The organism is Bordetella genomosp. 7 (assembly GCF_002261415.1).
In the GTDB taxonomy this organism is placed as follows: domain Bacteria; phylum Pseudomonadota; class Gammaproteobacteria; order Burkholderiales; family Burkholderiaceae_B; genus Bordetella_A.
Genome location: NZ_NEVI01000012.1, coordinates 72500 through 86493 on the forward strand (window position 1 = coordinate 72500; position 13994 = coordinate 86493).

Here is a 13994-nt window from a genome sequence, read left to right on the forward strand (position 1 = left end):
GCTAAATGGGATAGGGCGAATATTGCGGTTATTTCATGCTTAGAATGACTGCATGTAATATGAATTTGCATTTGTTTGCTTTCAACGCGCATATAGACGCAAATTCAGGAGGATTAATCTATTCCCTGTTGCACATAATGACCCACTCTTCCGAGGATAGATATTGATACGCAGAGTTACAGCCTCGGCTGTTTACTTATTCCTCGAAACTTGCGGAAGGGTAGGCTATTGTGCAGGCGCTTATTGGTTATCCGGCAAACTCGTCCGTGCGGGACCCGGCCAACGGGCCGGGCGCATTGGTATTCAAGTTTCGCCAAGGCGGGGCCCATTTACTGCTGTGCAATGGTTTCGACGCCTCCGACCCCGCCGAACCCCGTCGGCAGGCGGCGCCTGACGCCCAGCGCCATGCCAGCGCCGGCGTGGCGCTGCAGCGATTGATCACATCGGATTCCTGGCTGCTGGCGTATGCGCGCCAGCGCCTTACCGTGTTATGCAGAGGCGCATTGTTGGTGCTGCCCGAGTTCCAGCTGGTACTGCTGCGTGGCCAGGAGATCAACTGCGGAAGCTTCCAGGACTTCCACGGCACCTTGTTGCTGATGCACGATACCGCCATGTCGCCGCAGGACCGCAAACTCCTGGCGCAGCGCCCGGCCGATGTGCGTTTCGACAGCGCCTGGGCGCGGTTGCTGATGGCGTATCTGGGCGCGCTCGACGCGGCCACACTGGCTTTCATTGGCCGTGAAGAATCGGGCGGCGCCTTGATAGAACAGCAGATCATGAGCCTGCTTCGGCGCGCCCTGCGCGAGAGAGCCGGCGGGGCCAGGCCATGGCTGCAGCGCTGCGCGTCCCCTGAGCGGGCCCAGAGCCGCGGGGAGCTCCTGTACCGGAACATTTGCGCGTGGGTGGAAGATAACTTCGCGATGGCCGAGATAAGCAGCGAATTGGCCGCCGATCATTTTCAGGTGTCGCCGCGCTACGTGCAGAACCTGTTCTCGCGCTATGGCGACGGCGTGACATTCGTGGCCTTGGTGCGCAACAAGCGTCTTTGCCGCGCTATGGAGATGCTGGCCGATCCGCGTTACGCACATCAGAACATTTCCGAAATTTGCTGGAGCTGCGGCTTTACCGACCCTGTTTATTTCGGAAAGATATTCCGGGAAAAGTTCGGCATGACGCCCGGACAGGCGCGTCGCCATAGCTTCAATTCAGCATCGTGATCAGGCTCGGCGCAGGGCTGTTTTCATATTCTGGATACGGGAAGACCATCGGAAATTCGGCACGCTTAACAATGTTTGTGTTTGTTAATCACGTAAGTACTAGTTTCATGCGCATTAGAACTAATTCACACAAGCGCAGTGAAGCGAATATATCGGCGACCGCAGGATTAGATGCTTTAACAGCATAAATGCGGGCACAACGCCGGCTTACGCGGGACTGAAGTTCGCCATGCCGCGTAAATAAATCGCAGGTTTGATGCATTCACCGTCGCATGCCATTGCATGCGACGTAGGCGTCGTGTTGCCTGTTTCCGATAACAGATCAGTCCCCAGCGCACTTTGGCTTCCGGCGATCACAGCGATCATTGACAGAGTAGAGATCAGCATGAACAAGACTTACCGAACGGTTTGGTGCGAATCGACCGGCACTTATGTTGCTGTTGGCGAAAACGTCAAGGCCCGGGGCAAGCGTACGTCGGGTGCCCGGTTGCTGTCCCGTGCCGCCTTTGCGGTCTTGGCGGCGGGCGCGGCAGGCGTCTCGTACGCAGACGTGACGATTCCCGACAGTACCAACCCTGGCGGCTGGGACGGCAATCAAATTGTTTTCGATGGCGGCAGCGGCAGTATTGTGTTCAGCCAGGGCGGCACCGTAACCGGCCTGACCGACGCCACGCTGGACTCCGCCAGTACCGAGGCCGTGACCGGTCGCCAGGTTTACGCCGTCGACCAGAAGGCACAGGCCGCGCAGGATTCCGTCAATGCCCTGGACGCCAGCGCGGTGAAGTTCAATGCGGGCAAGACCGCCATCGACGTGCAGAATGCCAGGATCACCAACTTGCAGAATGGCGCCGTGGCCGCGGGCAGCAAAGAAGCCGTCACCGGCGGCCAGCTTTTCACAGTGGACCAGAAGGCGCAGGCGGCGCAGTCCGCGATTACGACGCTGGATGCGAGCGCGGTGAAGTTCAACGCGGGCAAGACGGCCGTGGACTTGCAGAATGCCAGGATCACCAACCTGCAGAACGGTTCGCTGGCCGCCGGCAGCAAAGAGGCCGTGACCGGCGGCCAACTGTTCGTGACCAACCAGGAAGTCAACACCATCAATCAGCATCTGGCCAAGCTCGGGCTGGGCAGCGTTGCGGCGACGTACTCGGGAGTCAAATATTTTCGCGTCAAGTCCGCTGCGGCTGACGCGGCGGCCGACGGCCAGGAAGCCGTTGCCGTAGGGCCGGCGGCCAGCGCTGCCGGGGCTTCCAGCATCGCCATGGGCGATGGCGCCAGCACGCAGGCTGAAGGGGAAGGCGCCATCGCGATCGGCCGGCAGGCTGCCGCCGCCGGCAAGGGTACGGTTGCGCTTGGCGACGGGGCGCGGGTCGAATCGGAATTCGTGGAGGACGCACTGGCCATGGGCACGGACGCCGCGGTAAGCGGCGACTACAGCAGCGGGGCTACGGCTATCGGTGCGCGGGCCGATGCCAGCGCCGCCAACGCGGTAGCCGTTGGGGCGGACGCCGCGGCATCCGGCACGAACTCGGTTGCGTTGGGCGCGGCCAGTGCGCAGGGCGGCAATGCGCTGGCTGCCGGCACCGGCGCGCAAGCGCATGCGGCCAACAGCATCGCGCTGGGCACCGGCGCGGGCGTCAATACCCTGGGAACCGCAGGCAATGACCGGACTTCGCACATTGCCATCGGCACCCGTGCGGGCCGGGACGTGGTGGGCAATCAGACCATCGCGCTGGGCTACGAGGCCGGCTCGGGCGTGCAGGGCGACCAGAACATCGCGATCGGCTCGCAGGCCGGCGCCGGTGTAGACGGCGACCTGAACGTCGCTATTGGGTACCAGGCCAATCGCAACGCCAACGAGGTCGACCACGCGACGGCCGTGGGCTCGAACACCTACGCTGAGCGCGACGCGGCGGCCCTGGGCTACCAGGCCAGCGCGCAAGGCGAAGGCTCGGTCGCGCTGGGCACGCAGGCGCGCGTGACGAGCGGCCAGGGCGTCGCGCTGGGCAAGAATGCGGTTTCCGACGGAGCCGGCGTGGCGCTGGGCGCGAATTCGGCTGCGCTGGCCAGCGACGCCAACGGCGTGGGCTATCTGACCGGCAGCACTTTCCCCGGTGGCAGTGTGGTGTCGGTGGGCAATACCGCTACAGGCAGCAAGCGTCGCATTGTCAACGTGGCAGACGGGTCGGCGACCTACGACGCGGTCAACGTGGGGCAGCTGCGCAATGCGCAGCAAAAGGTCGCTGACCTGGTAGGTGGCCAGGTGGCGGTTGGACCCGACGGCGCCTACAGCGAAATCACCCTGGTGGACGCCGGAGGGGTGGAGCACAAGTACAACACCGTAGTCGACGCGCTGGGCGCTGTTACCAGCGGCGGCATCAGCGTGCTGCCGCCCGAAGCCGCCAAGTACAACGCCGACGGCACACTGAATGTGGCGGCCGCCAAGAGCGCGGGCGAGGCCGTGAACCTGCAGCAATTGAACGAAACCATCGATGCCAATGCGGCTCGCTACTACAGCGTGAATTCCAGCCTGCCGGGCAATCGCGGCAATACCAGCGCAACCGGCTACGACGCCATGGCCATCGGCCCCGTGGCCAGCGCACTGGGCAATTCCTCGCTGGCGATGGGCCACCAGGCTTATTCTCAGTCTGACCGGGCAGTGGCGCTGGGCTACAACACCAATGCCCTGGGCGCCAATACGACGGTGGTGGGCAACAACTCCTTTGCCTACGGCGAGAGCGGCGTGGCGATCGGCGACTCGGCGCGCAGCCAGGGAGACAACTCGATCGTCATCGGCACCAATGCCCAGGCCGACATCAAGAGCCCGGGCCAGACTGTCGACAACTCGGTCGTCATCGGCACAGAAGCAGAATCGACAGCCGACAATGGCGTGGCAATAGGCCAGAGCGCCCTTGCTTCCGATGTGCGCGGCATCGCCCAGGGTTATAACGCCGAAGCTTCGGCGCGCGATGCCACGGCCGTGGGCAGCAATGCCCATGCATCCGCGGCAGACGCGTCGGCCAGCGGCACGAATGCCATCGCATCGGGCGAAAGCGCCATCGCATCGGGCACGAACGCCAAGGGCTATGCACAGAACGGCATCGCGATGGGTCGTGGCGCGCAGGCAGGCCAGGCCGCGCCGCGCCCCGACGAGATCGCCAATAACGTCGATGCCATAGCCATCGGCACGGGCGCCCTGGCAAATGCGAAGAACGCGACCTCGCTGGGCCGCGCCGCCAGCGCCACGGCAGAGCAGGCACTGGCAATTGGCGATGGTTCGGCAGTAAGCGGCAGGCAGGCCAGTGCGCTGGGCGCAGGCAATTCCGTCACCGCAGAGAAAGGCCTGGCGTTGGGCGCTGCCAATGCGATCAACGGCGCAGGATCCGGCGCCACGGGCAACAGCAATACGGTCAGCGGCAATGACACCCAGGTGGTGGGCAACGCCAATCTGGTGGCGGCTGGCAATGCCGGTGCGTTCGGCAACGACAATACGCTGGGCAGCGCCGCCGCCGGAAGCCGCATCATCGGCAACGGCAACTCGCTGGCGGTGGCCGACGCGTTCATCATGGGCAACCGGGCCAGTGTCACTGTCGCGGGCGGCGTCGCCCTGGGCAGCGGCAGTCAATCGGCAGCGGGCGCCAACGTGATCGGCTATCAGCCCAATGGCAACGCCACGGCCGCCAACAATGCCATCGTCGCCACTCGCAGCACGACGGGCGCGGTGGCCGTGGGCGGCAACGGCACGCGACGCCAGATAACCGGCGTGGCGGCAGGTACCGCCGACACGGACGCGGTCAACGTCGCGCAACTGAAGGCAACAGGGTGGAACGTGCGCACCGATGGCGATGCGGCGACCCACGTCAGCACCGGCCAGGGGCACACGGTAGATATCGGCCTGGCCAATGGCGAGAACAACCTTACCGTTACGCGGACGTCGGCCAATGGCAATACCGTCATTGACTATGCGCTCAAGAAGAACCTCGATCTGGGCACGACGGGCAGCGTGAAGATGGGCGATACGGTGATCAATAACGCCGGCGTGGCGGTGGGCCCGAACGTGGCCCTGGGCAACACGGGGCTGGTCATTGCCAATGGCCCCAGTGTGACAACCGGCGGCATCAACGCGGGCGGCAAGACCATCACCAACGTGGCGGCGGGCGTCAATGGCACCGATGCGGTTAACGTGGATCAGCTCAAGGGCGTGGAGAACGTCGCCAATGCGGGGTGGAACCTGACCGCCGAAGGCGGCAACCCATCCAATGTCGCGCCGGGCGCCACCGTGGACCTGGCATCCAGCGACGGCAACATCGTGATCAGCAAGGGCGCGGCCGACGCGGACGTGAAGTTTGCGCTGGCCGACCAGATCAACGTGTCCAACGTGACGGTGTCCAACAACCTGAGCGTGGGCGGCACGACCAACCTGGGCAACAACACGCTGGTGGTCAGGCCGGGCGAGCTCGCCGTGGGTGGCAACACCACGGTGAACATGGGCGGCAACAAGGTCACCAATGTGGCCCGGGGCGAGGCGGGCACCGACGCGGTGAACGTGGACCAGCTGACCGAACTGGCCAACAGGCCGCTGAGCTTTACGGCCGACGCGGGCGCCCCGCTGGAACGCAAACTCGGCGAGGCGGTATCGTTTACCGGCGCGGATGCGAATATCCGTACCGAGACTACCGCAGGCGGCGTGAAGATCGCGCTGGCCCGCAACCTGGACCTGGGGCCAGACGGCAGTATCAAGCTCGGCGATGCCACCCTGGCGTCCAGCGGGCTGACTATCGCAGGCGGCCCCAGCATCACCCATAGCGGCATCGACGCAGGCGGCAGCGCCATCGTCAATGTGGCGGCGGGGGTGAACGACACCGATGCCGTCAACGTCAGCCAGCTCAAGGGCATTGAAAATGTTGCGCGTACGGGATGGCAGTTGTCGGTCAACGGGAACGCGGCGGGCGACCAGACGCAGGTCAAGCCTGGCGAAGTGGTCGACTTCGCCAACGACGACGGCAACGTGGTCATCGCCAAGAACGGCAATGACGTCAAGGTAAACCTGAATCCCGACTTGGTCGTCGACTCCGTTACGGCAGGCGACACCGTACTCGATGACAGCGGGGTGAAGGTCGGAGACGACGTCACCTTGACTGCCGCGGGCCTCGGTGTAGGCAGCAACGTGTTCGTCGGCAATGACGGGCTGCGCGCCGGCAATGTCATCATCTCGGCCAGCACCGGCATCAACGCCGGTGGGTTCAAGATCACCAATGTCGCGGCCGGCACCGATCCCACCGACGCGGTCAACGTCAGCCAGCTGCGCGACGTTGAGCAGAACGTCTCCGACCTGAACGATCGCGCCGTGAAGTATGACGGCAACATCGGTGATCCGAAGAGCTCGATTACGCTCGAGGGCGACGTCTCGACCGATGGCGGCAAGACCGGCGGCACGAAGATCACGAATCTGGCCCAGGGCGAGATTTCGGAAACCAGTACCGATGCGGTGAACGGCGCTCAACTGCACGAGCAGGGCACGCAGGTGGCCGATGCGCTGGGCGGCAATTCGAAATATGAAAACGGCAAGCTCGTGACGGAACTGAACGTGGGCAGTAAGACCTACAACAATGTCAATGACGCCCTGAACGGCGTAAACAACGACCTGACGGACAAGATCGAGAACGTCGAGCAAATCGCCAACGCCGGCTGGCAGATCGAAGCCAATGGCGACGGAGCCTCCAAGGTTGCGCCAGGCAAGACGGTCGAGTTCGTCAACGGCGACAACGTCGAGATCACCCGCAGCACCTCGGCGGACGGCAACAACACGATCAAGGTAAGCATGTCGCAAGACATCACGGTCAATTCGGTTACGGCCAAGGAAGTCAAGGCCGATACGGTCAGAGCCAAGGAAGTCGCGATCGAGAACGGCCCCACGATCAATCAGGGTGGCATCAACATGAACAATAAAAAGATCACCAATGTCGCCGCCGGCACGGCGCCTACCGATGCGGTCAACCTGGGCCAGCTGCAGTCGGCCACCGGCAGCCTGCAGAACCAGATCAACCAGGTCAAGGGCGACATGAGCCGGCTGAACAACAAGCTCAGCGCTGGGGTAGCGGCGGCCATGGCGACCGCCGGTCTTCCGCAGGCGTACTTGCCCGGCAAGAGCATGGCGGCGGTCGCGGGCGGAACCTATAACGGCGAATCGGGCTTTGCCTTGGGCATTTCAACCGTATCCGACAACGGCAAGTGGGTACTGAAGCTGTCGGGCAATACCAACTCGCGTGGCGATTATGGCGGCGCGGTAGGGGTGGGCTACCAATGGTAAGCCGGGCCAGGACGTGACCCCGGTGCGGCCGACCGGGGCCGCCGCGATCGCCTTCGCACGGCGCGGCGGATATGAGCCACACTCGATCTCAAAGGAACAATGCATGAAAACCGCTACTACCCCCCGCACGGCGTGGCTTGCCTGCGGCGCAGCCGCCGTGTTGCTGGCCGGATGCGGCACGTTGAGCAATGTCAGCCGCGACGGCACGACGCAGCAGCCAGTTTTTCCGGATCGCGCCAAGGTCGCACTCGAATCCGGCACGTATCCCAATCTGCAGAATCTTGCCCAGCTGCAGCCGGGCGCGACCCGCGACCAGGTATACGATCTTGTCGGCCGTCCGCATTTCGCCGAAGGCTTCCAGGTGCGCGAGTGGGACTACCTGTTCCACTTCCATACCCCACAGGGCGTGCGCACTTGCCAATTCAAAGTGCTGTTCGACGATGACAAGATCGCACGCAGCTTCTATTGGGCGCCAGACGACTGCCGCCCCACAGGCGCGGCCGCCAGGCTTTCATCCCAGAATTTCACTTTGGGCAGCGATGTGTCGTTCGGGTTCGGCGGCGCGACGCTCGCGCCGGCCGGACAGACTCGCATTGCCGAAATCGCCACCGGTCTGCGGCGCGCGGGGACGGTCGAGCGATAAGGGGCTGCTTGATGAAAACCACCTTCGCACGACGATTGACGCGCAGCGTGGCTGCTGCAATAGGGCTGATCGCGCTCACGGCATGCCAGCACGCCGCGCCGCCTCGCGGCGACCGCGTGGCTGCAGCAACGCAAGCCGGAACCCCCGCCGGCAGCACGGCGGGCGGCGCGGCGATGGCGCAACCCGCGGTCAATGGGGCGCCTGTCGTGACGTTTCACCTGGCGCAACTGCAACCCGCCGAGGGCCTGGCGCGCGTGCAGCCGAATCCCCAGGTCAGCCTGTACGCGGCGCGCCAGCCGGTATTCACACAGGCCGACCTGCGCCAGGTCATTCCCGTCCAAGACAGTCGGGGCCAGGTATTTCTGCGCTTTGAATTCAATCAGCGCGGGTCGGAAAAACTGGGGCAGGTGACAAGGGCCGCTATCGGCAACTACTTGCTGCTAAGCATCCGCGGCAGACTGGTGGCTATTCCGCGCATCCAGACGGCACATGAAGACGGCTCATTCCCGGTGCCATTTGACAGCGTGGAAGAGGCGCAATCGGTGGTCCGGCTGCTGCGCCAGGCTGCGGGCTGAACAAGCCGCCGAGCCCGCCCGGCGACCCGTTCTTCGCTATTGCTTCAGTCCGAGCCGGCGCGCCAGCTTGTGCAGGTTGCTCGAATCGATGTCCAGCGCGCGCGCCGCCCGCGCCCAATTGCCGCCATGGCGAGCCAGCGCTTCACGGATGCTTGCCCGTTGCGCGTCGTCGACCGCCTGGCGCAGGGTCAGGCCCTCGGGGGCCTCGACGACCCCTGGCGCGGGCAGGGCGGGCGACGGCGGCGGGCCGTCCAGGTCCAGCAGCCCGGCTTCCAGGGTAACGATTTCATTGGCGCGCAAGCCGCGACTCACCGCCTTGATGGTGGCGCGGCTGATCACATGTTCCAGTTCGCGCACATTGCCCGGCCATCGATAGCGGCGCAGTGCGTCCTGGGCTGCGCCCGAAAGCCTCAGGCTGCGCAACCCGAGACGGGCGCGGTTGATTTCCAGGAAGCGGCCGGCCAGCAACAACACATCATCGCCGCGATCGCGCAAAGGAGGGATGGGGATGGGGTATACCGAAAGGCGATGATAAAGGTCCGCACGGAATGCGCCTACGCTGACCAGGTCGCGCAAGTTGCGATTCGTGGCCGCCACGATACGAACATCGACATGGCGCGGCCGATCGTCGCCCAGGCGCTGGATCTCGCCGTTCTGCAGGACGCGCAGCAATTTCGCCTGCACCGGCAAAGGCAGCTCGCCCACTTCGTCCAGGAACAGCGTGCCGTGGTTGGCGGCCTCGAAGCGGCCCGGCCGTTCCGTGATGGCGCCCGAGAACGCGCCTTTGGCGTGGCCGAACAATTCGCTTTCTGCCAGCGATTCCGGCAGCGCCGCGCAATTCACATGCACCAGCGGACGTGCGTGTCGCCGAGACAAGCGGTGCAGCCGATGCGCAAACAGTTCCTTGCCCACGCCTGTTTCGCCCAGGAGCAGCACGGGCAATTCGGAATTGGCCACCACTTGCAGTTCATGCAGCAGGTGGGCAATGGCGGGGCTTTGTCCCAACACTTCTGCGGCGGCCACATTCGCGGCGGCATCGCCGGCTGCCGGCCCGCGCACCGCCCGCAGCGCGCGGATCTCCGCTTCCAGGCGCGTGGTACGCACGGCGGCTTCCACAAGCGTGGCCAGGCGCTGCAGCTCGGCGCGCGCCTCTGCGCCGAAGGCGCCTACCTGCAAGGCGTCCAAAGTCAGCACGCCCCATGGCTGGCCCTCTATATGCAGGCTGACGCCCATACAGTCATGCACCGGTAAAGGGCCTGGCACATCAGCCAGCAGGCCGTCGTATGGATCGGGCAGGTCGCTGTCGTGGTGAAAGCAAGTAACGGTGCGCCGGCTGAGAATGGCAGCCAGCCGGGGATGCTGGCTGACCGCATACCGGCGGCCCAGCGCGTCCTGCACCAGGCCGTCCACCGCGACGGGCCGCAGGTGATCTTCTTCAAGCCGCAGCAAAGCCACGGCGCCGCAGCCGAAATGTGCGCGCAGGCTGGATACCAGCCGTTGCGAGCGCACGGCGGGGGGCAAGTCGGCAACCAGATCCGCGAGCAATAGCGCTTCCATAAGGGTGAAGTCTACCCTGATGGGGTATCGAAAACCCTGGCCGAAGCGGGTATTTTTGACCGTATTGGAACTTTCCTATTGATTTTCCAGGAGATTTTCCTGGCACGTCGTTCGCTATAGCGTAGAGGCAATTTCTGACGGAGTTTTCATGAACCAAGCCGCTGATCTCATTTCCACCCGCACCGCCGAACAATGGTCCAATGCCCCCCTGGCCGAGCTGGTTGCGCACATCCTGCAGCGCTATCACGAGCGCCATCGCGAGCAACTGCGCCTGGCCATCGAACTCGCGCTGAAAGTCGAGCAGGTGCATGACGACCATGCCGATTGCCCGCATGGCCTCGCCGAGCACTTGCACGATATGTTGCAAGAGCTCGAAAGCCATATGCGCAAGGAAGAACAGGTACTGTTTCCGCTCATCACCCAGGGCCGCGGCCCGCAGGCGGGCGCTCCCATTACCGTCATGCGCATGGAACACGACCAGCATGCCGATGCATTGGTGCGCCTGGACAGGCTTACCGGCGGCCTGAACCTGCCCGCCGGCGCATGCGGCACATGGACCAGGCTATACGACGAGCTGCGAACCTTCAGGCAAGACCTGGTCGACCACATCCGTCTGGAAAATACCGTGCTGTTTCCCAATGCATTGAATGGGCGCACGGCCTGACCACGCCGAAAGGGAGCCGGCGCCTGCCCGGTTCATGAACCGGATCAGGCGCCGGCAGGCAGCGTGGCAGTCTTAGTTTGCCTTGATCCCGGCTTCCTTGATCAGCTTGCGCCATTTTTCGGTCTCGGCGGCCTGGTAGGCACGAAGATCCTGCGGCGTGCCGCCGCCCACTTCACCGCCCCGGTCTTCTACCCACTTGGTCACCTCCGCCTGCGCCAGGATTTCGGCGACGTCCTTGCTGGCCTTCTGCACGATGGCGTCGGGCGTACCGGCCGGCGCGTGCAGGCCCCACCAGGCATGTACCGAGAAGTCGGCCAATTCGGTGTCGGCCTCGGCCACCGTAGGCACATCGGGCAGGGCGCGTACGCGCTTGGGGCTGGTTATGCCCATTAGCGTTGCCTTGCCGGCCTTTACGTAGGGCAACAGCACCGAGGCGTTGTGAAACAACACCTCGTATTGTCCCGACAGAAAGTCGGTGGTCATCTGCGAGCTGGCCTTGTACGGAATGCCTTCCATCTGGATGCCGGTCATCTGCTTGAGCAGTTCGGCCGAAAGATGCGGCGTGGTGCCGATGCCAGGGTGCCCATAGCGAAGTTTGCCGGGGTTCTGCTTTACATAGGCGACCAGTTCCTGCAAGTTCTTCACGGGTACGCTCGGATGCACGACAAACAGGTTGGGCATCGCCATGAGCATGGTCACCGGCTCGAAGTCTTTGACCGGGTCGTAGGGCAGGTTGTCCATCAGGCTGACCCCCACCGCCATGGCGCCGATGGTGCTTACCACCAACGTATAGCCATCAGGGGTGGCGCGCGACGCGCGTTCCGTGCCGATAATGCCGCCCAGGCCGGCGGCGTTCTCGATGACCACGGGCTGGCCCCACTTGGCCGACAATTTTTCGGCCACGAGGCGGCTGATGGAATCGGGGCTGCTGGCGGTGCCCGATGCCACAATGAACTTGACCGGCTTGTCGGGATAATCTTGCGTGGCCAGCGCGGCGTTGCCCAGTGCCAGCGCCAGCCCGGCAATGCCGGCCCCCACCCACTTGCTGAACATAGTGTCTCTCCTGGTTCTTAGAATATAGAGACTCACCATATCCCCGAAGCCGCGCGATTTGAATCGGGCAATCGCGGTACTTTTTCACAGCGTGAACTTATGCAGGCCGTGCGCCGGAAAGTGCCGCGTCATTCAATGTTCTGCGCCTGCTCTCGCATCTGCTCGATCAGCAATTTCAGATCCATGGCAGCGCGTGTGACGTCCATGCTGCCCGCCTTGGACCCCAGCGTATTGGCCTCGCGGTTCATTTCCTGGAACAGAAAATCCAGGCGCTTGCCGGCGCTGCCGCCGCCGCGCTTGCCGCCCGCCTTGGCTTTTTCATCGCCGCCCAGCAGGTGGCGCAGTTCTTCCAGGTGCGAGCGCAGCCGCGCCAGTTCTTCGGCGACATCCACGCGCAGCGCGAACAGGTTGGCCTCTTGCGCCAGGCGTTCGGAAAGCTCGGGGCCGGTGATATGCGCGAAGCCGCCGGGAAAGGCCGCCTCTACGGATTCGCGCAATTTGATCGCGAGCTTTTCACGGTGATCCGCCAATAATTGCGGCAGATGTGCTTCAACGGATTCGACGATGCGGCCCACGCCCTGGGCGCATTCCAGCATCGCGGCGGCCAGCCGCTGGCCTTCGCGTTCGCGGCCTTCCTGCAATTGGGTCAGCGCCTGTTTGGCCGCCTGCAGGCAGGCGGCGCCCCAGATCTGCGGATCCAGCGCATCATTGCCGCGCTGCCCCGGCCAGTTGAAGAGCTCGGCCAGGCGCGGCGCCGCAACGTCGGGCAGTATGTCGCGGGCCGCCTGCAACTGCCCGGCCAGGTGCTCAAGCCAGGCCGGGTCCAGCTTGGCGAGGTCGGCGCCGGCGTTGCGCGTATACGAGACCCGCACCTCGACCTTGCCACGCCCGAGGTTCGCGGTAAGCAATTCGCGCAGCGGGGTTTCGACATGCCTCAGTTCGTCGGGCAGGCGAAAGTACAGGTCCAGGTAGCGGCTGTTGACGCTGCGCAGTTCCAGGGCAAGGGTGCCCTGTTCGAGGTCGGCGCGGGCGTTGCCGAAAGCAGTCATGCTGCGGATCATGAGGATGTCCTGGTGAATTAAGCAATAGAGCAGGGCGGGCATGGCCCCGGTTTCCGGCAGGATACCTCAAACCTCCACGTACAATGCGGCGCAACATCCCCGTTTTAAGGAGTCTGCCCCGTGACCTCGACTTCCGCCTCGGCCGTGCCCCGTCCCTCGGGCCGCCTGGCCGACCAACTGCGCCCGTTCAGCCTGCAGCGCAGCTATACCCGCTATGCAGAAGGGTCCGTGCTGGTGCGCGCGGGCGACACGCACGTGCTGTGCACGGCCAGCGTGCTCGATAAGGTTCCGCCGTTTCTGAAAGGCCGCGGCGAAGGTTGGGTGACGGCCGAGTACGGCATGCTGCCGCGTGCGACGCATACGCGCGGCGACCGCGAGGCGGCGCGCGGCAAGCAAAGCGGGCGCACCCAGGAAATCCAGCGCCTGATCGGTCGCAGCCTGCGCGCCGTGTTCGATATGAAAGCGCTGGGCGAACGCACCCTGCACCTGGATTGCGACGTCTTGCAGGCAGACGGCGGCACGCGCTGCGCCAGCATCACGGGAGCCTGGGTGGCGGCGGCCGACGCCGTGGCGCTGTTGATGCAGCGTGGAGACCTGGCCGTCAACCCCATCCGCGACGCCGTGGCGGCCGTCTCGGTCGGCTTGGTGTCGGGCCGGCCGGTGCTCGACCTGGACTACGAAGAAGACTCAGCGTGCGAGGCTGACGTGAATGTCGTAATGACGGGGTCGGGCGCATTTGTCGAAGTGCAGGGCACCGGCGAAGGCGCTACCTTCACCCGCGCCGAGCTGGACGCCATGCTGGCGCTGGCCGAACAAGGCATCGCGCAACTGGTGCACCAACAGCGCACCGCCCTGAAGCAATAAGCCGCCATATCGCAGCGCGACGGGCGGTTCCCGAAGCGGCGGTGGCAGAC

General features: G+C 64.3%; 9 protein-coding genes. 6 read left to right on the forward strand and 3 right to left on the reverse strand.

Annotation, left to right across the window (positions count from 1 at the left end; all coding sequences use genetic code 11):
* Positions 1-230 precede the first annotated feature (230 nt).
* From CAL18_RS06175 to CAL18_RS06190, 4 genes are all read left to right on the forward strand, one after another.
* Entirely contained in the window at positions 231-1217 is a 987-nt protein-coding gene (locus tag CAL18_RS06175) for a helix-turn-helix transcriptional regulator (RefSeq protein WP_141217748.1), read from the forward strand.
* 385 nt (positions 1218-1602) lie between these two features.
* Positions 1603-7527, forward strand: coding sequence for a YadA-like family protein (locus tag CAL18_RS06180; protein WP_170940296.1), 5925 nt, complete (start codon positions 1603-1605; stop codon positions 7525-7527).
* 103 nt (positions 7528-7630) lie between these two features.
* Complete coding sequence (locus tag CAL18_RS06185) at positions 7631-8170, forward strand: outer membrane protein assembly factor BamE (RefSeq protein WP_094817528.1); 540 nt, start codon at positions 7631-7633, stop codon at positions 8168-8170.
* An 11-nt stretch (positions 8171-8181) separates the two neighbouring features.
* A complete protein-coding gene (locus CAL18_RS06190; RefSeq protein ID WP_141217749.1) occupies positions 8182-8745 on the forward strand; it encodes a SecDF P1 head subdomain-containing protein in 564 nt (187 codons plus the stop codon).
* A 36-nt stretch (positions 8746-8781) separates the two neighbouring features.
* Here CAL18_RS06190 and norR read toward each other — a convergent pair whose 3' ends face one another.
* Complete coding sequence (norR, locus tag CAL18_RS06195) at positions 8782-10302, reverse strand: nitric oxide reductase transcriptional regulator NorR (protein WP_094817530.1); 1521 nt, start codon at positions 10300-10302, stop codon at positions 8782-8784.
* Positions 10303-10450: 148 nt separating this feature from the next.
* On the opposite strand from norR, the gene CAL18_RS06200 reads away from it, so the two are divergent.
* Positions 10451-10966, forward strand: a complete 516-nt coding sequence (locus CAL18_RS06200) for a hemerythrin domain-containing protein (protein ID WP_094817531.1) — start codon at positions 10451-10453, stop codon at positions 10964-10966.
* Positions 10967-11038: 72 nt separating this feature from the next.
* Here the strand turns inward: CAL18_RS06200 and CAL18_RS06205 are convergent, their stop codons facing one another.
* Positions 11039-12019, reverse strand: coding sequence for a Bug family tripartite tricarboxylate transporter substrate binding protein (locus tag CAL18_RS06205; RefSeq protein WP_170940297.1), 981 nt, complete (start codon positions 12017-12019; stop codon positions 11039-11041).
* Between the two features lie 128 nt (positions 12020-12147).
* Complete coding sequence (locus CAL18_RS06210) at positions 12148-13080, reverse strand: YicC/YloC family endoribonuclease (protein WP_026641291.1); 933 nt, start codon at positions 13078-13080, stop codon at positions 12148-12150.
* Between the two features lie 120 nt (positions 13081-13200).
* Here CAL18_RS06210 and rph point away from each other — a divergent pair, with 120 nt between their 5' ends.
* Positions 13201-13944 (forward strand): ribonuclease PH, encoded by a 744-nt coding sequence (gene rph, locus CAL18_RS06215; protein ID WP_094796478.1) that lies wholly within the window; start codon positions 13201-13203, stop codon positions 13942-13944.
* The last annotated feature ends 50 nt before the right edge of the window (positions 13945-13994 follow it).

Coding starts and splice junctions, on each gene's coding strand:
- CAL18_RS06190 (WP_141217749.1), top strand. CDS start 8,182: ATGAAAACCACCTTCGCACGACGATTGACGCGCAGCGTGGCTGCTGCA.
- CAL18_RS06180 (WP_170940296.1), top strand. CDS start 1,603: ATGAACAAGACTTACCGAACGGTTTGGTGCGAATCGACCGGCACTTAT.
- CAL18_RS06200 (WP_094817531.1), top strand. CDS start 10,451: ATGAACCAAGCCGCTGATCTCATTTCCACCCGCACCGCCGAACAATGG.
- CAL18_RS06185 (WP_094817528.1), top strand. CDS start 7,631: ATGAAAACCGCTACTACCCCCCGCACGGCGTGGCTTGCCTGCGGCGCA.
- norR (WP_094817530.1), bottom strand. CDS start 10,302: ATGGAAGCGCTATTGCTCGCGGATCTGGTTGCCGACTTGCCCCCCGCC.
- CAL18_RS06205 (WP_170940297.1), bottom strand. CDS start 12,019: ATGTTCAGCAAGTGGGTGGGGGCCGGCATTGCCGGGCTGGCGCTGGCA.
- CAL18_RS06210 (WP_026641291.1), bottom strand. CDS start 13,080: ATGATCCGCAGCATGACTGCTTTCGGCAACGCCCGCGCCGACCTCGAA.